Source organism: Psychromonas sp. KJ10-5 (assembly GCF_055808325.1).
Genome location: NZ_CM147864.1, coordinates 297,117 through 318,443 on the forward strand (window position 1 = coordinate 297,117; position 21,327 = coordinate 318,443).

General features: G+C 38.2%; 18 protein-coding genes and 2 pseudogenes. 14 read left to right on the plus strand and 6 right to left on the minus strand.

Annotated features, from left to right (window positions below; translation table 11 throughout):
* Nucleotides 1–107 precede the first annotated feature (107 nt).
* The 4 genes from amt (at nt 108) to AC0L3W_RS01485 (ending at nt 6,090) form a co-directional block, all read left to right on the plus strand.
* Complete coding sequence (gene amt, locus AC0L3W_RS01470; protein ID WP_290041542.1) at nt 108–3,149, plus strand: ammonium transporter; 3,042 nt, start codon at nt 108–110, stop codon at nt 3,147–3,149.
* 263 nt (nt 3,150–3,412) lie between these two features.
* Nucleotides 3,413–4,372 (plus strand): ABC transporter substrate-binding protein, encoded by a 960-nt coding sequence (locus AC0L3W_RS01475; protein WP_409439845.1) that lies wholly within the window; start codon nt 3,413–3,415, stop codon nt 4,370–4,372.
* 12 nt (nt 4,373–4,384) lie between these two features.
* Nucleotides 4,385–5,290 (plus strand): ABC transporter permease, encoded by a 906-nt coding sequence (locus AC0L3W_RS01480; RefSeq protein WP_290041538.1) that lies wholly within the window; start codon nt 4,385–4,387, stop codon nt 5,288–5,290.
* Nucleotides 5,287–6,090: an ABC transporter ATP-binding protein gene (locus tag AC0L3W_RS01485; RefSeq protein ID WP_290041537.1), complete on the plus strand. Its 804-nt coding sequence runs from the start codon at nt 5,287–5,289 to the stop codon at nt 6,088–6,090. The genes AC0L3W_RS01480 and AC0L3W_RS01485 overlap by 4 nt, the downstream gene beginning before the upstream one ends.
* A 94-nt stretch (nt 6,091–6,184) precedes the next feature.
* Here the strand turns inward: AC0L3W_RS01485 and AC0L3W_RS01490 are convergent, their stop codons facing one another.
* Nucleotides 6,185–6,565 (minus strand): VOC family protein, encoded by a 381-nt coding sequence (locus tag AC0L3W_RS01490; protein ID WP_409439844.1) that lies wholly within the window; start codon nt 6,563–6,565, stop codon nt 6,185–6,187.
* A 263-nt stretch (nt 6,566–6,828) separates the two neighbouring features.
* On the opposite strand from AC0L3W_RS01490, the gene AC0L3W_RS01495 reads away from it, so the two are divergent.
* Entirely contained in the window at nt 6,829–7,476 is a 648-nt protein-coding gene (locus AC0L3W_RS01495; RefSeq protein ID WP_290041534.1) for a TenA family protein, read from the plus strand.
* A gap of 75 nt (nt 7,477–7,551) precedes the next feature.
* Here the strand turns inward: AC0L3W_RS01495 and AC0L3W_RS01500 are convergent, their stop codons facing one another.
* Nucleotides 7,552–8,217 (minus strand): glutathione S-transferase, encoded by a 666-nt coding sequence (locus tag AC0L3W_RS01500; RefSeq protein WP_409439843.1) that lies wholly within the window; start codon nt 8,215–8,217, stop codon nt 7,552–7,554.
* Between the two features lie 261 nt (nt 8,218–8,478).
* Between AC0L3W_RS01500 and pnp the strand changes: the two genes are divergently transcribed.
* Nucleotides 8,479–10,596: a polyribonucleotide nucleotidyltransferase gene (gene pnp / locus AC0L3W_RS01505; protein WP_409439842.1), complete on the plus strand. Its 2,118-nt coding sequence runs from the start codon at nt 8,479–8,481 to the stop codon at nt 10,594–10,596.
* A 245-nt stretch (nt 10,597–10,841) separates the two neighbouring features.
* A pseudogene (locus AC0L3W_RS01510) lies at nt 10,842–10,952 on the plus strand (S1 RNA-binding domain-containing protein); the annotation flags it as partial.
* A 1,801-nt stretch (nt 10,953–12,753) separates the two neighbouring features.
* On the opposite strand, the gene AC0L3W_RS01515 reads toward AC0L3W_RS01510, so the two are convergent.
* Complete coding sequence (locus tag AC0L3W_RS01515) at nt 12,754–13,713, minus strand: IS110 family RNA-guided transposase (protein WP_409439841.1); 960 nt, start codon at nt 13,711–13,713, stop codon at nt 12,754–12,756.
* 279 nt (nt 13,714–13,992) lie between these two features.
* On the opposite strand from AC0L3W_RS01515, the gene AC0L3W_RS01520 reads away from it, so the two are divergent.
* From AC0L3W_RS01520 to AC0L3W_RS01530, 3 genes and pseudogenes are all read left to right on the plus strand, one after another.
* Nucleotides 13,993–14,610 (plus strand): hypothetical protein, encoded by a 618-nt coding sequence (locus tag AC0L3W_RS01520; protein WP_409439840.1) that lies wholly within the window; start codon nt 13,993–13,995, stop codon nt 14,608–14,610.
* 114 nt (nt 14,611–14,724) lie between these two features.
* Nucleotides 14,725–15,522: a DUF2971 domain-containing protein gene (locus AC0L3W_RS01525; protein ID WP_409439839.1), complete on the plus strand. Its 798-nt coding sequence runs from the start codon at nt 14,725–14,727 to the stop codon at nt 15,520–15,522.
* A gap of 63 nt (nt 15,523–15,585) precedes the next feature.
* Nucleotides 15,586–15,684 (plus strand): annotated as a pseudogene (locus AC0L3W_RS01530) (transposase); the annotation flags it as partial.
* Nucleotides 15,685–15,819: 135 nt separating this feature from the next.
* Here AC0L3W_RS01530 and AC0L3W_RS01535 read toward each other — a convergent pair.
* Together AC0L3W_RS01535 and AC0L3W_RS01540 are read right to left on the minus strand one after the other, a co-directional pair.
* Nucleotides 15,820–16,458: an NAD(P)-binding oxidoreductase gene (locus AC0L3W_RS01535; protein ID WP_409439838.1), complete on the minus strand. Its 639-nt coding sequence runs from the start codon at nt 16,456–16,458 to the stop codon at nt 15,820–15,822.
* Between the two features lie 138 nt (nt 16,459–16,596).
* The gene (locus AC0L3W_RS01540) at nt 16,597–17,019 is read right to left on the minus strand and encodes an MAPEG family protein (protein ID WP_290038808.1); all 423 of its coding nucleotides are present in this window, start codon (nt 17,017–17,019) and stop codon (nt 16,597–16,599) included.
* A 627-nt stretch (nt 17,020–17,646) separates the two neighbouring features.
* On the opposite strand from AC0L3W_RS01540, the gene AC0L3W_RS01545 reads away from it, so the two are divergent.
* The 4 genes from AC0L3W_RS01545 to AC0L3W_RS01560 all read left to right on the plus strand — a co-directional run bounded on the left by AC0L3W_RS01545 (nt 17,647) and on the right by AC0L3W_RS01560 (nt 20,713).
* Nucleotides 17,647–17,901: a type II toxin-antitoxin system Phd/YefM family antitoxin gene (locus AC0L3W_RS01545; RefSeq protein WP_290038807.1), complete on the plus strand. Its 255-nt coding sequence runs from the start codon at nt 17,647–17,649 to the stop codon at nt 17,899–17,901.
* Nucleotides 17,894–18,154: a Txe/YoeB family addiction module toxin gene (locus AC0L3W_RS01550; RefSeq protein ID WP_290038806.1), complete on the plus strand. Its 261-nt coding sequence runs from the start codon at nt 17,894–17,896 to the stop codon at nt 18,152–18,154. Before AC0L3W_RS01545 ends, AC0L3W_RS01550 begins: the two co-directional genes overlap by 8 nt.
* A gap of 202 nt (nt 18,155–18,356) precedes the next feature.
* Nucleotides 18,357–18,908, plus strand: a complete 552-nt coding sequence (locus AC0L3W_RS01555) for a GNAT family N-acetyltransferase (RefSeq protein WP_409439837.1) — start codon at nt 18,357–18,359, stop codon at nt 18,906–18,908.
* A gap of 554 nt (nt 18,909–19,462) precedes the next feature.
* Nucleotides 19,463–20,713, plus strand: coding sequence for a cation:proton antiporter (locus AC0L3W_RS01560; protein WP_409439836.1), 1,251 nt, complete (start codon nt 19,463–19,465; stop codon nt 20,711–20,713).
* Nucleotides 20,714–20,802: 89 nt separating this feature from the next.
* Here AC0L3W_RS01560 and AC0L3W_RS01565 read toward each other — a convergent pair whose 3' ends face one another.
* Entirely contained in the window at nt 20,803–21,171 is a 369-nt protein-coding gene (locus AC0L3W_RS01565; RefSeq protein WP_409439835.1) for a ribosome recycling factor family protein, read from the minus strand.
* Between the last annotated feature and the right edge of the window lie 156 nt (nt 21,172–21,327).

The window sequence follows — 21,327 nt, forward strand, 5'->3', positions numbered from 1 at the left end:
TAAAGGAGTGCTTTAATGAATTACTGTTCATTATATTGTGTTTTATTTAACGCAAAGGGATCGCACTTAAAATAAATATAAATATAAATATAAAAAGGTTAATTTAAATGGATTTTTCTTGGCTACTTATCTGTGCGCTATTAGTATTTTGTATGCAAGCAGGTTTTTTATGCTTAGAAAGTGGCAAAATTCGCAGTAAAAATAGCATCAATGTAGCTGCTAAAAATATCTCTGATTTCATCCTCTCTAGTGTTATTTTTTGGATCTTTGGTTTTGCCATTATGTTTGGTGATTCATTTTATGGTGTCTTAGGCTTTAGCGAATTTTTTGTTGGCGAACAACAGTCGGCTTACCAAATTAGTTTTTTCTTATTTCAGATGATGTTCTGTGGAACTGCAGCAACGCTTTTATCTGGCGCTGTGGCTGAAAGGATGACTTTCGTTGGCTATCTCTGCATTGCCTGTATTTTATCTGCTGTAATTTATCCTGTTGTAGGACATTGGGTGTGGGCTTCTGCTTATCAAGCAGGGAATCAAGGTTGGTTAGAGTCCATAGGTTTTATTGACTTCGCTGGTTCAACTGTTGTTCATTCCGTAGGGGGGTATGTAGCGCTCGCTGCGATTATCATTATTGGACCAAGGCTTGGGCGCTTTAGTGGCGAAAAGGCATTTTCAATAGGTAATAACGTCCCATTGTCAGTATTAGGGGTTTTATTACTCTGGTTTGGTTGGTTTGGTTTTAACGGAGGTAGTACACTTCAACTAACAGATCGAGTCCCTTTAATTATCTTAAACACCTGCCTAGCTGCTTCTTGGGGCGGCATTATCTCTTCCATTTTACATTATTATTTTAAACGTTTTTTTGATGTGGGCTTTCTTCTTAATGGTGTCATTGCAGGGTTAGTGTCTATTACTGCTAACTGCCATGTTGTATCTCCTTTTGAAGCCATGTTAATCGGTATCGTAGGTGGCATTATTTTGTATTTTTCTACTTTATGGCTGGAAAAATTAAAAATAGATGACGCGTTAGGTGTGGTGCCTTCACATCTATTTGCTGGAATATGGGGAACATTAGCTTTAGCCATATTTGCAGACTTGTCATTACTGGATACTGGGTTAACTCGTTGGGGACAAATCCAAGCGCAATTAATCGGGGTGGTAAGCATAGGTGTTTATTGTTTTACGCTAAGTTACCTGCTGATATCTCTACTGAACCGCTTTGTACTTCTTCGGGTTAGTGAAGACAGTGAGACCAAGGGAATGAATGTATCGGAGCACCAAGCTTCAACCGAGTTAATCGACTTACTGAGTACTATGCATCGACAAAAAGAAGCGGGGGCATTTAATGATCCAGTACCGGTCGAGCCATTTACAGAGGTTGGACAAATTGCGCGCCAATATAACGAAGTTATTGCTCGTGTAAATAGTGAGATGTCCAAACGTGACAATGCGATCAATGATTTTAAAGCCAGTGAAAAACGTAAAAGCGCAATTCTTGAATCCTCTATGGATAGTATTTTAATTATTAATTTATCTGGGGAAATTATTGAGTTTAACCCTTCTGCAGAACGTAACTTTGGGTGTGTAAAACAGCAAGTAAAGGGGAAAAATTTCATTGATCTCTTTATTCAAGATGCTGATCGAGATGTTATTCAAGCGAGTTTAGATTGTAAGTTTTCTGGCTCTGAAGGTATTTTACGCAACATTCGTAATAGTATTACTTTGATGCGTAATATGAGCGAACCTTTTTCTGCCGAAATAACTGTAACTAGTGCTAATTTTGGTGATTCGAAACAGAACGAATTTACACTACATATTCGAGATGTTACTCGTCAACTCAAACTACAAGATAATTTACGTCAACTTGCATACAGCGATCCCCTCACTGGTTTATATAATCGAACATACTTAATGGGTTCACTCACTAAAGCAATCGAATTAAACCAATATAAAGACAGTAATGTTTTACTGTTTTTCATGGACTTAGATAAGTTTAAAAAAATCAATGACACCTTAGGGCACAAAGCAGGAGATGATCTACTCTGTGAAGTTGCTGAGCGGTTAATCCATGTTACACATGATAACGACATTATTGCACGTTGGGGAGGAGACGAGTTTGTCATTTTAATGACCGGTCATTTCACTCCTGAAGTCGCTCATAAAAAAGCAAACGCTGTGTTAACCGTGATGCGTAATCCGTTAACCTTAGCCGGACGCAAGTTAACCATTCCTACCAGTATTGGTGTCGTGATGACTGAAAAAGGCAAACAGTACAAAGCTGAACAATTGATTCAACATGCTGATATCGCAATGTATCATGCTAAAGAGCAAGGCCGAGATAACTATCAAATATTTGAAATGGAAATGATACACAGTGTCCAACGAAGCTTTAATTATGAACAAGAGATGCAAGTAGGTATTAATTCTGGCAAACAGTTTAATTTGGTTTATCAACCTAAAGTAACCCAATTAGGAGAGTTATTAGGTTTTGAGGCTTTGATGAGATGGCATCACCCTAAAGAAGGCTTTATTTCACCCGTTGAGTTTATCCCGATTGCCGAAGAGTCAGACCTTATTATCAATATTGGTGAGTTTGCGTTGTTAGAGGTTGTTCAACAGTTAAGTGATTGGCAAGCAAAAGGTTACCAAAATGTACCAGTTTCAGTGAACATTTCAGGTAAACACCTTGTATCAGAACGTTTAGTGCCATTCATAGAGACATTGCTGATTGAGTACGCGTTAGATGCAAACTTATTAGAAGTAGAAATTACCGAAGGAGTTTTGTTAACTGATATCGATCGGTGCATCGAAGTGTTGTCTCAACTCAAGGGCCTTAATATTAAAATATCCATTGATGATTTTGGTACAGGTTACTCCTCTTTAAATTACTTAAAACGATTACCGATAGACGTATTAAAAATTGATAAATCCTTCGTCGATGACTGTGCCACCTTAATAGAAGATGGTGAGATTTGTGCCACCATTATTAACTTAGCCAATAGCTTGCGATTAATGACAGTGGCAGAAGGAGTTGAAGATCAAACTCAATTAAACTTTTTATTAGCGCATGGATGTCAAGTTTTTCAGGGTTACTTATTTTCAAAACCACAAATAGCGCAAGAGATAGAACAGCTCTATTTCAAACAGTAAAATGGTTTAATCAATGATAATGGTTAAGCATAGATTGATTGAAAAAGAGGCTATTTATCAAGGCTGCTCTTAATTTTTATACAAGAAATGAAACATTTTTTGATGCAACAAGGATCTATTGATAATTTTAATAATAGGCGCTTGGTAATATGAAAGTTAACTGGTAACGTTAAGCGATTAAAGCCCGATACATACTGTGTGACAGGCTCTAGCCATACGTCAAACCTTATATCTTTAAAATAGCTTACCTAAAGGATTATATTATGAAGCTAAATTCAATTGTTAAAACCTCTCTTCTTGCTGCGGCACTTATCTCTTCTAGTTTACAAGCAAAGCCTGTTTATGTTGCGACTACAGCGATTGTTGAACATCCTGCTTTAGATGCTGTTCGTGACGGTATTAAATCGGTATTAGACGAAAGTAAATATAAAGGTGATGAACTAAAATTTACCTATGAAAGCGCACAAGGACAACCGGCGATTGCAGCACAAATAGCTCGAAAATTAGTGGGGGAGCAGCCTGATGTCATCGTGGCAATTGCCACGCCATCTGCACAAGCAGCCGTCAGTGTAAGTCGCGATATTCCTGTTGTATTCTCAGCGGTAACCGATCCTATTGGTGCCAAGTTAGTACCAACACTTGAGCAACCAGGTGGTAATGTGACTGGGTTATCTGACATGGTCAATGTGAAACAACATATCGAATTAATCAAAGAGTTTATTCCTAATCTGAAAACATTAGGTGTCCCTTATAATCCAGGTGAAGCTAATTCTGTTTCAAGTGTTGCGGCACTTAAAGCGGCCGCTGCTGAAATGGGTATTAAAGTGATTGAATCAGCTGCGCCTAAATCATCTGATGTAATGATTGCGACTAAACAGTTAGTGGGTAAAGTTGATGCGATTTACTGCCCAATTGATAATACAATTATCAGTGCTGTAGAGTCTGTGATTAAAGTGGGTATCGATGCACAAATCCCTGTTTTTGCTGGTGATACAGATACCGTTTCCCGTGGTGCTGTTGCTGCTGTCGGTTACAACTACTTCGATTTAGGTCGCCAAACAGGTGATATCGTAGTGAGTATTTTAGACGGTGAAAAACCTGGTGCTATTGATGTCAAACTAGCAAAAGGGACTGACTTATTTGTTAACCCTAAAATGGCTGCACGCATGGGCGTAACTGTACCAGAATCTGTATTAACACGTGCTACTAAAGTTATTAAATAAGAACGGAACACTATGTCACTTTTTTCATTTTTAGGTACCTTAGAAATTGGCCTCATTTATGGTTTAGTTGCCATTGGGGTCTACCTTACTTTTCGTATTTTAGATTTTCCCGACCTGACCGTTGATGGTAGTTTCACTTTAGGTGCAGCGGTAACTGCAACACTGATCGTGATGGGGGTTAATGTTTTATTGGCAACTGTCATTGGAACATTAGCTGCTGCTTGTGCAGGTTTAGTAACCGCATGGTTAAATTTACGTTTTGATATCTTGCATCTCTTAGCGAGTATCTTAACCATGACTGCACTCTATACCATTAATTTACGTGTAATGGGGAAACCGAATGTTGCGTTGATTATGGAACCAACCATCTTAACGCCATTTGAAGGGATCTTTGGGTTACCTGATATGTATATGCGTGTGATTTTTGTTGCCATTTGTGCAGTGGCTGGTGGGTTACTCGTTGCATGGTTCTTAAGAACACAGTATGGATTAGCAATGCGTGCCGTTGGCTCAAATAAACGTATGGCGCAAGCAAACGGGATTGTTGTTAAGCAAAAAGTATACGCAGGTTTAGCCTTATCTAACGGTCTTGTTGGGTTGGCCGGGGCATTGTTTGCACAAACTAATGGGTTTGCTGACTCAACCATGGGTATTGGTACCATTGTTGTTGGTTTAGCAGCGGTGATCATTGGTCAATCATTATTCGCAAGTCGTTCAATGTATGTCATCGTATTAAGTTGTATTGTGGGCTCTGTGTTATACCGTTTAGCAGTTTCTTTAGCACTTAATGCTGACTTCTTAGGGTTTAGCGCCTCAGATCTTAATTTAATTACGGCAGTATTAGTTGCGCTAGCATTAATATTTCCTAAGTTACGAAATGAATGGAAGGCCAAACAAGCTGCGAGGAATGAAGCATGATTTGTTGTAAAGATTTACACGTTACCTTTAACCGAGGTTTACCGACGGAAAAGCTCGCATTACGTGGTATCGACTTAACCATCCCAATGGGTGAGTTTGTTACTGTCATTGGTTCAAACGGCGCAGGTAAATCGACACTGTTAAATACTATTGCCGGTGATATTAATAGCACTAAAGGGCAAATTTTATTTGGTGACCGTGATGTGACTAAATTACCTGCTACAGGTCGTACTGCTGATATCGCGCGAGTATTCCAAGATCCACTGGCAGGTACCTGTGGTGACTTAACTGTTGAAGAAAATATGGCACTAGCTTATGGCCGAGGTCAAAAAGGGCGTTTATCTTCTGCTTTAAATAGTAAAATGCGTAACGTGTTCCGCGAACAATTAAGTCGCTTAAACTTAGGGCTTGAGAATCGTCTTGAAAGTGAAATGGGGCTGCTTTCAGGTGGGCAACGCCAATCTGTTAGCTTATTGATGTCAGCGTTACAGCCAAGTACAATTCTATTATTAGATGAGCATACCGCTGCCCTTGACCCAAAAACAGCTGCGCTGATCATGGATATCACTTCACAAATTATCGCTGAAAAGCAATTAACAGTGATGATGGTTACTCACTCAATGCGTCAAGCACTAGACCATGGCTCACGGACTATCATGCTACATGAAGGTAAGATTATCTTTGATTTAGCTGGTGAAAAACGAGCCGGTTATGAAGTAAAAGACCTATTAAACCTATTTGCTCAAGCAAAAAGTGACGGTGAAGAGTTAGATGACGATAAGTTGCTACTAGGCGCTTAATTGCCAGTAACTTTGTGATTTAGTTTTACCTTCATTAACAATAAAAAAAGAGCCTAAGGGCTCTTTTTTATATGTATGAACTCTTAAATAAAGATTAAGCCATAGAATGTAAGCCAATCATATTTCCTTCAGAATCAACCACCAAGCAGATAAATCCATATTCACCAATATCCATTTTAGGTCTTTGAATTGAACCACCTGCCGCTTTTACTTTTGCAGCTTCGTTGGCGCAATCATCACATGCAAAATAAACCAGCGTACCACCTCCACCTGCAATAACATGCTCCATTTTAACCAGAGCGCCAGTCGCACCATATCTTTCCATATCAGAAGGGAATGCGAGCATTTGTATGCTGCTATCATTTGGATCGCCAATACTCTCTAACGTCACTTCAAATACGGTTTCATAAAATGTTTTAGCGCGCGCTAAATCATCTACATAAATTTCAAACCAGCCGATAGGATTCTTAGACATGCTTTTCTCCTCAATAATGACTTACTTTCAAATAATAGAAATAACGTTTTAGTTGATTAGTACATGACCTTTATGACAATTCAAGTTGTATAGGGTGAGTTAGATTATAAAAGCTGAATTTCTAGCCTTTATAGGTAGTAAAATAAGGGGATTAAAATAAAGGTAACTTTAAAAGTAGAAGAGAATTTGTAAAGTAAGGTGACAGCATATTTAAAACAATAGTATTGTTTACCTTTCTCTCCATAAACCAATCAGGAAAAATAATGCGTCCAAGTGAACAATTAAAACAAAGCTGTATTGAAAACTGGTCAGCTGCAACAGCTCATCCTTTTTGTATTGAACTAGCTGATGGAAGCTTACCATTAGAAAAAATGCGAGTGTATTTGGCTCAAGATTATACCTTTATTGATAACTTTGTACGTTTAGCCGCTTCAGCAATACATCATGCACCAGCGTTACCTGATCGTTTACCATTAGCACATTTTCTTGGGATTATTGCAGGCCCTGAAAACACCTATTTTCAACGCTCCTTTGACATGCTAGAAGTCGCTCAATCTGAACGAGTTTCACCTTTGCTATTACAGCCAACGAATGACTTTCAAGCATTAATGTTAAAAGCGGCAAATAGCGGTGAATATGGCAACATGGTTGCGGTATTGTGTGTCGCTGAATGGGTTTACTTAAGCTGGGCTGAGCCTGTCGTTGCTGCTGTAGAGTCATTACCTTTTTATTTTGGAGAGTGGATTACCTTACATGCTGGCGAGTATTTTGAATCAGTCGTTGAGCATTTACGCTCTCAGCTCGACACCGCTTACAATAAAGCCGATGCAAGCCAACAAGAAACCATCAAAGAGTACTTTCAACAAGCCGTATTATTAGAAAAGCAGTTTTTTGATGCTTGTTATGAATAAAGAACAGTAGCCAATATACAAAGGTGTGTTGGTTATAGGTTGAATGAAGCTCAGCCTGAACTTAGGTATTGAGCTTTACTTCTTTATATCACCAAAAACAATATCTTGATGTCCATCAACCCATAACTCATGTTTTGCCATCACTTTAGTAAACATTGTACTTTGTAGGTAACCGCTTAACCAAGCTCGCAGTTTAGGGTAGGGGGACTGTTGATACCATTGACGTTCAACTTTTGAAAATTGGCGTACAAAAGGCATGAGAGCAATATCTAATAACCCCTCACGCTCTGAGGTTAAAAAAGCATGTTTAGATAATCGATCCTCTAATTTTTGTAGATAAACCTCACAGGACTGACGACACTCAACAATATTGTTTTCTTGGTAACGTTTGGCACATTTATAGGCTTCAACGGCAACAAAAAAGTGTTGTTCAAACTCATCAATAATAGCAATTATGTCGGAAAGTGGCTCTTCACCTTGAGAAGACAATAAGTAACTCGGATCATTATCTTTTAACACCTTCAACATAATATCGAGACTTTCTTCAATAACCTCGTTGCCATTTAACACCAACATCGGCACCGTGCCTTTTGTGGATAATGTGAGCATCTCTGGTGGCTTATTATTAAGCTTGATCGCGCGAATTAATACCGGCTGTTGCGACTTAAAAATAGCAATACGAGCACGCATTGCATACGGGCAATGTTGTAGTGAATAGAGAACAGGTAAATTGCTTAGCATTGTCAACTCGCATAACAGATGTAAATACGTCATATATTACCTGTACAGTAGCAACGGAGCCAGTCCAGAAAACGATTGTAGATTTGATCGGCTTATTTTGTACACTTTTTAGAAGATTCATTGTTTAGCGGTTAATTTTTGATGAGACTGATTGTTTTCTCTTAAAATTTTTATCTAAAAAATGTTAAAACTTATCTGCATCACGTATACTGTCGGCGCGATAAAAAGCAAAATGAAAATAATACTATTAAAGGAAAAAAAATGACTCCTATTGTAAAAAGTTTCCAGTATGGCGAACATACGGTAACACTAGAAACTGGCGTAATTGCACGTCAAGCAACTGCAGCTGTAATGTGTAGCATGGACGATACATGTGTATTCGTTTCAGTTGTTGGTAAAAATGCAGATGATCAAGAGCGTGATTTCTTCCCTCTTACTGTTAACTACCAAGAAAAAACATACGCTGCAGGTAAAATCCCAGGTGGTTTCTTCAAACGTGAAGGTCGTCCATCTGAAGAAGAAACGTTAATTGCACGTCTTATTGACCGTCCAGTTCGTCCTCTTTTCCCTGAAGGTTTCAAAAACGAAGTACAAGTGATTGCAACTGTTGTTTCAATCAACCCAGAAGTTAACCCAGATATCGTTGCTATGATTGCAACTTCTGCGGCACTATCTATCTCTGGTATGCCTTTTAACGGTCCTATCGGTTGTGCTCGTGTTGGTTATAAAGAAGGTCAATACCTACTTAACCCAACTAAAACAGAATTAGAAACAAGTGATCTAGACCTAGTTGTATCTGGTACAGACAACGCAGTATTAATGGTTGAATCTGAAGCGGGTATCTTAAGCGAAGACGTAATGTTAGGCGCGGTAGTATACGGTCACGATGAGCAACAAGTTGTTGTTGAAGCAATCAAAGAATTCGCAGCTGAAGTAGCTCGTCCTAAATGGGATTGGACTGCTCCAACACGTAACGAAGCATTAGATGCTGCTGTTGCAACTGAAGCGCAAGCACGTTTTGAAGAAGCTTACCAAATCAGTGATAAAGGCGAGCGTTACGACGCAATCAAAGCTATCACTGCTGAAGTTAAAGAAAAATTATTAGCCGCTGACGAAGCACTAGCAGCTAAGCAAGTAGGTGAATACCTACACGATTTAGAGAAAACGGTTGTACGTACTCGCATCATCAAAGGTGAGCCGCGTATCGATGGTCGTGATCCTGAAAGTGTTCGTGCACTTGACGTTCGTACTGGTGTATTACCACGTACTCATGGTTCTTCACTGTTTACACGTGGTGAAACGCAAGCACTTGTTACTGCTACATTAGGTACACAACGTGATGCACAAATCATCGACAGCCTAATGGGTGAGAAGAAAGATCACTTCTTATTACATTACAACTTCCCTCCATACTGTGTAGGTGAAACTGGTTTTGTTGGTTCTCCTAAGCGTCGTGAAATCGGTCACGGTCGTCTAGCGAAACGTGGTGTATTAGCAGTAATGCCTACTGTTGAAGAATTCCCATACACAGTACGTGTTGTATCTGAAATCACTGAATCTAACGGTTCATCTTCAATGGCTTCTGTATGTGGTTCATCTCTAGCACTTATGGATGCTGGTGTTCCACTTAAAGCTTCTGTTGCGGGTATCGCAATGGGTCTAGTTAAAGAAGGCGAAGAGTTCGTTGTTCTTTCTGATATCTTAGGTGATGAAGATCATCTTGGTGATATGGACTTTAAAGTAGCGGGTACAACTAACGGTATCACAGCGTTACAAATGGATATCAAAATTGAAGGTATCACTCGTGAAATCATGCAAATTGCGTTAAACCAAGCAAAAGCTGCACGTTTACACATTCTATCTGTAATGGATGAAGCGATTTCTGAAGGTCGTCAAGATATTTCACAATTTGCACCACGTATCCACACACTGAAAATCAACACGGATAAAATCCGTGATGTTATCGGTAAAGGCGGCGCAGTTATCCGTGCTCTATGTGAAGAAACAGGTACAACTATCGAAATCGAAGATGATGGTACTGTTAAAATCGCTGCAACATCTGGTGAGCAAGCTGACGATGCAATCAACCGCATTAAAGCACTTACAGCTGAAGTTGAAGTAGGTACTATCTACACTGGTAAAGTTGTTCGTTTAGCTGATTTCGGCGCATTCGTTAACATTCTTCCTGGTAAAGACGGTCTTGTTCACATCTCACAAATCTGTGAAGAGCGTGTTCAAAAAGTATCTGATTATCTGAAAGAAGGTCAAGAAGTTAAAGTTAAAGTACTAGAAGTAGACCGCCAAGGTCGCGTACGTCTTTCTATGAAAGAAGCAGCAGAGAAGAAAGAAGAAGTTGCAGAAGCGCCAGCAGCTGAGTAATTTTTCTTAAGGTTTGCTTTTAGTTAAGTAAACTTTTGCATAACTTGATAGAGCAAGCTTCGGCTTGCTTTTTTTGTGCCAGTAATAAAATTCTTTGATAAAGAAAAAGACGGTCTTGTTTACATCTCACCTATGCCTCAAATAATGGTGAAGAGCGTGTACAGAAAGTCTCAGTTCCTTCTTCGCACTGCGAAACTGCGTTTCGGTTACTCATCATTAGCTTATTATTTATCTTGTGAAATAAAGAAGGCCAAGAAGTTAAAGTTAAAGTACTAGAAGTAGATCGCCAAGGTCGTGTACGTCTTTCTATGAAAGAAGCAGCAGAGAAGAAAGAAGAAGTTGCAGAAGCTGAGTAATTTTTCTTAAAGTGTCTTTTTTTAAAGGCATTTTAGCGCTAACTTTATAAGCAAGCTTCGGCTTGCTTTTTTTGTGCCTGTAAGAAAGTGGTGGATGTTATTTTATGAGGCTGGGCTCGTCTTCGCTCGTCGGGGCTGGTTGATTTTTATCCACTGTGGTTTCGCCCTGTCGGCGACTTTACTTTCTCTCTGCCAGCAGAGAACCTATACCTATAAAGAACTCAAAGAGACTGACCCCGATCGTTTTTTAATCTGAATAAATGGCTACCTTCTTAACGCACCGCTCATACGCCACGTCCATGTGGCGAACTGAGCTAGCAACGGCAAAGGGCACGCAGAGCTTAGCCCGCTCATTCCACTATGCTGTCGCATAAATCGCTCCATGCCTTAGCTTGCTAAAGGCAGCCATTGATTCAGAAAAACTCAACGGGGAACATTGACCTAGCCTCGATGAGTAACGTCATTTTTTATATTGTTAACATTCTGAATGGAGAATACTTTTTTATTAGACGTAGAGAAGTTGGCTCGTCTGCGCTCGTTGTGGCTTATTGATTTTATTAGCGGTGTTTTCGCCCTGTCGGCGACCTCCTTTCTTTTACCAGAAAATAAAGGGGGCAAAGAAACTGGCCACCGAGTCGCTTTCTGACCCAACCAATAAAGAACTTTCTTAACGCACCAGTTCATACGCACATCCATGTGCTAAATGAACTTACAGCAAACGTCCTGTTTGCTGTTGCTGAAAGTGCTTAATTGTTTGGGAAAGCTCAACAGTGGGGGAGTTGTAGCCGCGTTGAGTTTTGATTCGCCTACGCTCGTTATGGCTGGTTTTTCTGTGCCTGAAGGAAAGATGCTGTTTTGGTTATGTTGTTTGAGGTTGGCTCGTCTTCGCTCGTTGTAGCTTGTTGGTTTTTATTAGTAGTGTTTTCACCTTGTTGGCGACTTTACTTTCTCTCTGTCAGTAGAGACCTATACCTACAAAGAACTCAAAGAGACTGGCCCCGATCGTTTTTTAATCTGAATAAATGGCTACCTTCTTAACGCACCGCTCATACGCCACATCCATGTGGCGAACTGAGCTAGCAACGGCAAAGGGCACGCAGAGCTTAGCCCGTTCATTCCAATATGCTGTCGCATAAATCGCTCTATACCTTAGCTTGCTAAAGGCAGTCATTGATTCAGGAAAACTCAACGGGGGGATTGACCTAGCCGCAATATGTAACGTTATTTTTTATATTGTTAACATTCTGAGTGGAGAATGCTTTTTTATTAGACGTAGAGAAGTTGGCTCGTCTCCGCTCGTCGGGGCTTGTTGATTTTTATTGGCAGTGGTTTCGCCTTGTCGGCGACCTCCTTTCTTTTACCAGAAAAGAAAGGAGGCAAAGAAACTGGCCACCGAGTCGCTTTCTGACCCAACCAATGAAGAACTTTCTTAACGCACCAGTTCATACGCACATCCATGTGCTAAATGAACTTACAGCAAACGTCCTGTTTACTGTTGCTGAAAGTGCTTAATTGTTTTGGGAAAGCTCTACGGTGGGGGAGTTGTAGCCGTATTGAGTTATGATTAATTGAGGTTGTAACTCGTATCTATACTCCACGCTAGGGTGTTTGCAATCTTTCCGTCGTAAATACTGCATTTTGTCACCTTTCTACATGACTTATATTTCATATTTTATTTTAAATTATTGATTAAAATAATAATTAAAGTAGTCTAAGTCTATTATTAATCGTTAGATGTTTGCCGTATTTCCACTGGAAATATGACTTTTTGTCATCTAATAAGTGACTATGGTGTCAAATCCTAATTTGTATTCATTTTAGGATCCCACATGACGCCGTCTCTAACCATTGAGTTTAATATGATAATCATCTTACGAACACAGGCAATTATCGCTGTTTTTTTGGGCTTTCCTACTGCAACTAATCGTTGATATGTCATTTTGAAAACGGGGTTGTATTGCATCGCTGACATCATTGCTATGTACATCACTGTTCGTATTTTATGACGGCCACCACGTATATTTCGTTGACCTTCGTAACTCCCGCTTTCCTTATTAAATGGCGCGACACCGATTAACGAAGCTGCTTCTTTATTGGTTAAATAACCAAGTTCTGGCATATCGCTCAATAGGTTAAAAGCAACCACTGGACCAATGCCTGGCATGCTTTGAATAATGGTGTTTTTAGCTTTGTATTCACTGCATTTCTCAATAAGCTTACTGAGTTTGTCATCGACTTTTTCTATCTGTTTTTTAATAGCGGTTAAGATGGGTTTGATAATACCGGTTATTTCTTTTGGCATGATCTGAAGTCTATTTTTCTCCATGATTTGCATGGTCATGAGTTGCCTTCTTCGGGATAGTAAATCACTCATTAACTGCATGTTTTCGGGCTTTAATGTAGATAGTGGAGGGGCTATGGCCTCCCCGTAATGCGCGATCAATTGTGCATCTAGCTTATCAGTTTTTGCTTGTTGCCCGATTGAACCCGCAAACTTTTTAATACGTATGGGATTTGCCACTGTAAAGGGTAAATCAGCTTGAGAACATGCCATGATAAACGGATGCTCAAGTCGACCCGTAGCTTCAATCACGATTCGCGAGGGTTTGTAAGGTTTTATTTTTTTAATGGCTTCTTTAATGCCTTCTTCATTATTAGTCACAGTGAAGTAAATATCTAAAGGTCTTATAAAGATGTCGAGTTGAGACTTGCCTGTGTCTACACCAATGGTGATTTCTTTTTGATTATTTTTACAATTCATAATAAGCTGACTCCGCCTTGCTATTCGGGCTCGAGGCCCAGTTGACTATCCGAGTTTAATGCTTGGAGTCCTATACAATGTTCCCACTTATTAACGGTCTCTCAACAGAGGAGCCAGCTGTTAGTCGAACTATTGTATAAGAAGGCTTTGGTTGCAGCCAAAGCTTGGGCCTCACTTTACCCGAACTTGGTGTAATAAATTATTTAAATTGTGGATTTATTATCCATACAAGGCGTTAGAGTGATTGTTGCTAGCTAATGAATTCCTAGGATATATATTATGAGCGGGTTCTCTAAGAAAATAGATGTAGAAGCAAGTCTACGAAGAGGTTTGTATCAAGAGCTAACATTAATAATGGCTTTTATAGAACAACAAAATTATCAATTAGAAAACTATCTTTCTGATTTTTCAGAAAACCTAGTAAGTGGCGGGCAAGGTATAAAAACCAATAAGTTTACAGATCTTGTATCTGTATCGAACGTTAGTAATGATATGTATGATTTAGAGTCTACATTTAAAAAAGATTTACCGAATTATATTAGGAAGTCTCAATTATTGATGCTTTGGGCTATGTTGGAAGATACATTAAGTCAAATTGTAAAAAGCCTTAGTGAGCATAAGGGTGTAAAGATTACTAAAAAAGCCAAAGATAAAGAATCAATTTTCCATTTGAATTTACGCAACCTTGATAAAATTAATAAAAGTGAATTGTTATCGCACAATTCAATTGGTTTTTTGAATGACAATGTCAGAGAAATTCGAAATTCATTAGTACATGGATATCCTCCTAGGGTTACACACGATGAAGTCGAAGTAACGGAAACTGGGACTTTAGTATCAGAAAAATATATATGGGAAGTTTGCATGTCTATGCACGACCTCTCAATGTGTTTGTAAATCACTCTAACAAGCAATTCAACTGGAATAAAAATAGCGGGCTATCGCTCCGCGATTTTAGCCCACCATTTTTATCCAGTTAATGTGGGCCTTATGTACTAAAGGATTACTCGATTGACCTTACCTAAAAATCTATATAAATATGAATCATTTTCTGTTCAATCATTATTGAATTTAAAAACTCAAACAGTGTTTTTTGCCGCACCATCTGGATTTAATGATCCTTATGATTGTGCAATCAAAGCTGAACTAGGTGAGCCAACACCAGAAGAAATAGAAAAACTTAGAGAAATATTTTTAGCTAAAAATTGGCCTAAACATGTAATTGAAAAATTAGAAAGCATGCCTTTAGATAAGTTAAAGCCAACATTGATTAGAGCAGCAATGGACGCTAATGAGCAAGTCATTGACAAATTCATTAAAAATAGAGGCGTTTCATGCTTTTCTGAAGCGAATGATGAACTACTAATGTGGGCTCATTACGCAGATAAGTATCAAGGTTTTTGCTTAGAATTCGCTACAGATAATGAGCTTTTTGAAAAAGCCAAAAAGGTAGATTATGTTGATGAAATACCAAAACTTAATATTCAAAGTATTTATGCTGATGATCAAAGCTCTAAAATATTAGAGTTGTTTTGTACCAAGTCTAAAGCTTGGAAATATGAAAAAGAATGGCGTGTAATACATCACGAAGCAGGGCTTGCTTATACATACCCTACAGAAGCACTGACAGGGGTATATTTTGGGCCAAATATGCCTAGAGATGTAATTGAGATCATTTGTCTTGTTTTACAGGGACAAAACCCTAATGTTAAATTTTGGCAAGGAAAACGCAGTGACATTATGTTTAAAGTTGAATTTGAAGAGGTATTTTATACTTCACGAAAGAACGTGGACACCCAAAAACTTTGATGAGTTTTTAACTATAAACTACCTTTAAGAATCCGGATTTATTGCATTCGGAGGTAATTTGTTATGACTCAATCTCGCCAATCACAAGTATCATTATCTGATACGCCTTATTACCATTGTATATCTCGCTGTGTTCGCCGTGCTTATTTATGCGGGGAAGATTATAGCGCTATGCAAGCTTTAAGTGTCATTGTTGAGAGAGCCTTAATATAGCGGCCCCCTCAATATCGCTCTGTTTACCTTACTGCCTGTTGTTGACTAAACAGTATATATTTAGTCGTCACAGGCATGCAGACCTTACGAAGGTAAAACTTCATCAATACTTTTACTACCGTTAAAAATTTCGGTAATAGCGCTTTTCTTAGGTGGATTTGTCACTGTGAATAACAGTGCTTTAGCCACGTCATCGCGCGTGATTGTCGCTTGTTCTTTTTGCTCTGGTCGCTCATTGGTAAACTTGCCTTTACCTGTGTCATTGGTGAGTGAACCAGGGCGTATTATTGAATAATGCAAGCCACTGTTCATTAGGTGCTCATCTGCCATATGTTTGGCCACTAAATAGGGTTGCATGGTTTCTGGACCTTCTGACGGGTCACCAGATCCAATCGAACTAACCATAGTGAAATGCTTCACATCGTGATTTTTTGCATAATCAGCTGCTCTACAGGCTGCCCATAAATCGATCAGTATGGTTTTATCTGCGCCAGTATGGCCACCAGAGCCTGCCGCAAAAACAACATTTTCACAGTCTTTAAATGCGTGTCCAAAATCTTTGTTAAGATCTTCTTCAACAATGGTTAGTTTGTCATTATGTATATCTGATAGTTTGCTTTTATCACGTACCAATGCGACTACGTATTGATCGTTATCTAGCATCCATTGTGTGAGTTTTTTACCAATTTGACCACTTGCGCCAATAATTAATGTCTGTTTCATTTTATCTCCTGCTCGGTTTTAAAATTAGGTTGATGTTATTAAAAATAATGCTTAACGTTGTTATTGAGAATTTACTTATTATGAGTGTGCTTGTTTGGATTTTAGTTATTACATCTCGTCACTTATTACTTTTAGAACTTATGATTGAATAAGTCCTAGACCCAATATCACTAACATAACTACATTTGCTGCTACACCAATCAAAAAGAAGTAGGTACGTGGACTCGGGTTCTTTTCAGTTGCAATGGTGTAGTACAACGTCATGTGTACAATTCTGGCGACAAGGTAAGTCCAAATACAAATAGCAAAAATAGGACTTTGTACGTTAAGTACAAATGCCAATAGCGCCGTGCCTACAAATAACGCACTATTTTCTAGGGTATTGTGGAAAGTACGATGCGCTCTGAAAACAAAACTATTGTGAGATAGATTTTCATCAATTTTCCCAGGGACTGAATTGGGTTGTTTTGATTTACTAAAGGTGGCAACTACCCACTGAATGAATAACATCACTAAATAGAAATAAAATGCCATGTATCCTGTGTAAGCAATGTCGTTCATCTTTATTTTCCTTCTCATCAATTCAGTGACATTAGAGTTGCAACTACTGTTCCAACTTTAACTTATTGATTTAAATGCATTAATTTATTCTTAATTAAAAGGCACATGGAATTAGTACAGAGGGATTGTAAGATTTACATAGGTAAGTTGTTGTTTGCTAATGGAAATATTCTATTATATTTAGGCGTTAAGGGAATAGCTTATCAGTACTAGATATTAAGGTGGATAAAGGGATGAATAAACTCACGTGTGCGACCAAGATAAAATAAATGCGTAATGGCAGATGTATTGCCTTGTTCATGCTGTTGTTTATAAGGGGGTGAAGTTAATAAGTAATTTACATTAAGCAAGAGCAAAGCCCTATAGTTTGAGTAAAATACATAATTGCCTTAATAAACGTCTTTACAATTCAATTTAATCAACTATTTATTGAAAAACGAATAATCTATTTGAGCCTCAAGTAAGTATAAAATATTGTGTTTTTGTCATTAAAACTTGGGCTGAGAATGAGAAATCCTATGGCCTTGTTAGTTGTATTTATAATATGGAGTTGTACTATATGTTGTACATGTTAATGTTGTTTGTTAAAGTTGTCTTATTAGTTGTACAGGTAATGAGGAGTCAAATATGCGAATAGTATCATTTACAGAAGCTCGAAATGGGCTTAAATCAGTTTTAGACAATGTGGTAAATGACGTTGATTATACAGTAATCACGCGACGAGATGCAGATGATGCTGTTGTAATGTCTATGGATCATTACAACAGCTTAATGGAAACTGTTCATTTATTAAAATCACCTGCTAATGCTTCGCATTTATCAAAATCAATTGAACAGTTTCAACTAGGTAAAATTACCGAGAGAGAAATTTCAAATGATTAGGCTGTTAGCCTGGACTGATGAGTCGTGGAAGGATTATCTTTATTGGCAAGGACAGGATAAAAAAACATTAAAGAGAATTAATAAATTAATAAATGATGCAAAGCGTTCACCATTTGAAGGCATCGGTAAACCTGAACCGTTAAAAGAAAATTTGTCTGGTTTTTGGTCTCGTCGTATTGATGAAACCAATCGATTAGTTTACGCAGTCACAGATGCGCATTTAACAATTATTTCGTGTCGTTATCATTATTAGCTTACACAGATAACAAGGTCATTGGGATCCTCGTACTACAAATTAGTCAATCTGTAATGTTATGTGAAGAAGGTCGTGGGCACCTGTAAATTATAACGGGTCATAATCACTCTTCTATTTTTTAGTGATGTAGTTTTACATATTAAGCACTAATTGTTTTACTGCACTAAATCCGGCTTCATTCCTCTTGGAGATATTCATCTTGAAAGTAATACCTGAGTTAGAAACTGAAAATTTAATTATTTCTGTTTTAAAACCAGATGATTTTGAATTACTTGTCAAATATGAAAGCGATAACTTCTGCCATTTAGCTCCTTGGGAGCCAATAAGAACTGCGGGGTATTTTGGCTTAGAAGAAACCAGAAAACGTGTAGAGTTAAACTTTAAAAGCTTTCAATCTGGGACTGTAATTCCTCTTGTTGCCTTTGATAAAAGTAAGTCTGAGATTATTTGTGTATGTACATTTTCTAATATTGTTCATGGTGCGTTTCAAGCTTGTCACCTTGGCTACTCAATCTCAGAGAAAAACCAAGGTAAAGGGCTAATGTTTGAAATGCTGCAAGCATCAATACAGTACGTATTTACCGAATACAATTTACATAGAGTGATAGCTAACTATATTCCAACCAATACGCGTTCTGGTAAGTTATTAGAGAAACTAGGGTTTCAAAAAGAAGGGGTAGCAAAGTCTTACTTAAAAATAGCAGGCTCATGGCAAGATCACGTGTTAACGTCAAAAATAAACCCGAGTTAAGTTAGTAAATAATAAAGGGGATAAGTTGGTCTCGTAACAGTTTGTTTAGTCTCAATTCTTTTCATATTTCATCAAAGAATTACAAACCGCTTAAAATAGTATGCTATTGCAATGATTAGCTAGAGGGCTTCATGGAAGAGCAATCTCGATTTTATTTAGAAAAATACCTCAACACTTTAAGTGATTCAGATCGTTAAAAGTATCAATCATTCAGTTCAGACTACTTTTGTGCAGATGAATATAACGCTAATTTATGTACTGAATGAATCCAAATCGGTCAGAAGATAGCAACCTGTATGAGGCCTTGGTATGAATAAAGGTCATGGTTGCCCTGAATGGCTTAGTATATATTCAGACGTTAAGGATTAGCTTATCAGTACTAGATATTACTATTAATTCACTTAGTGTTTACAATAATGTCGTAGATTGATGTTTTTGGTATGTTTGCTGGCGCTATATGAATATAATAAGAGGTAACTGTATCAAAAATAATAACCCTTCTGCTTTACTTGTTTTGAGTAAGGCACCATTAAATAAATATTGAGATTTAATCCATGGTACCAGCAACCAGCCTAAGCGTACTTGAAATAAGTGCGATATTTTTATCAATTACCGCGTTACTCACCTATGTAAACCATCGCTTTATTGGCTTACCAACAACCATTGGCGTGATGGTTATTTCAATGCTTTTATCTATTGGCGCTATATTTTTAGGATTTTTAGGATTTGATGATCTCATCGATTACGAAGTGAGCTTGCTCGATCAGTTAGATTTCACTGAAGTTTTGCTTGATGGCATGCTCTCTATGCTGCTTTTTGCAGGTGCGTTACACGTAAATGTTAGCGATTTAAGGCGCTATAAATTACCAATAGGTATTTTGGCCTGTGTGGGTACATTGTTATCGACGGTTATTATTGCTGGCGCGCTTTATTTACTGCTTCCTTTACTTGGTTTTGAATTAGCATTCATTTGGTGTTTACTGTTTGGTGCATTAATTTCACCAACTGATCCGATTGCGGTAATGGGGATTTTACAATCTGCGGGTGCGCCCAAAAGTATTGAAACCGTGATTGCAGGTGAGTCGTTGTTTAACGATGGAATAGGGGTAGTTATTTTTGTACTTTTATTAGGGGTGTTATCCAGTGGTGATATTCCTACAACCTATCATGTAGCACACTCGCTCGCAGTTGAAGCTGGTGGCGGTATTGTTTTTGGTTTGGTATTAGGTGGAGTTTTATATTACTTACTGAAAAGTATTGATAGTTACCAAGAAGAAGTATTGCTTACTTTAGCAGGTGTTATTGGTGGTTATGCATTGGCAAGCCATTGGCATTTGTCGGGCCCCCTTGCAATGGTGATGATGGGGTTAATGGTGGGTAATCATGGCCGTAGTATGGCGATGAGCGACAAGACTCGCCATTACGTTGATCTGTTTTGGGAATTGATTGATGAAATTTTAAATGCCATTTTGTTTGTACTGATAGGTCTTGAAGTTGTCATGATTGCATTCTCGAGTAATTTGTTTATTGCTGGTGGTTTAACTATTTTAATTGCGTTATTCGCACGTTTAATCGTTGTGGGGATAACAACGACTACATTTAATAAACAATTAGAGTTGCCATCTGGCGCGTGGAAGGTATTAACTTGGGGAGGTTTACGTGGTGGTATTTCGGTTGCACTAGTCTTGCAATTACCTGATGGGACACAGCGTGATATTTTATTGGCTCTCACTTATGCTGTCGTGGTGTTTTCTATTTTAATTCAAGGTTTGAGTATTGGTAAAGTAGCGAAAACTATCCGTTAAATATAAATAGATTAAATATCATTTTAAAAAGTGTGTGGAGTCGTGATAGCTACATTGAGCATCGTTATTTTTGAATAGTTACTGGGTGCTTAAAGTAAATCTTCTGCTTTATCGATAGCTATGCGAGCTTCGATTAAAGTACAGCCTGTTTCTGCTATTAAGCGATTAATAGTCATTCCAGGGTCAGATAGGGCTATTGCCACCAAATCAAAGCTAGGTTTTGGCAACCCTTTGTTAATAGCTTCAGTAATCCATACTGTTTTTGATTGATGTAGCTCTTCACCTATCTTAATAAGTTGGCTTTGTTGGCCTGTGAGTGACCAATTTTTAGAACGGCGAATTCGCTTCAAACTACAACCATGCTGATTAACCAACGCGATGAGCGTTGCCTTACAATCAATGCGATGCAGGAAGTTGTTTAACTTAATGGAGAGGGTGGTTGTGGTGTTATTTGACACAGATTTTTCCAGCAAGGTTTTGGATAACGATAAATAATAACGTTTGTAGAATCATTTGACGAATAAATGAAGCGTTTAAGGAAAGCTTCGCGGCACTCATTCACCATTTTAACGCATTCTTAACCTCGTCGGTTTTGCTTGATTATTATTAGTAGC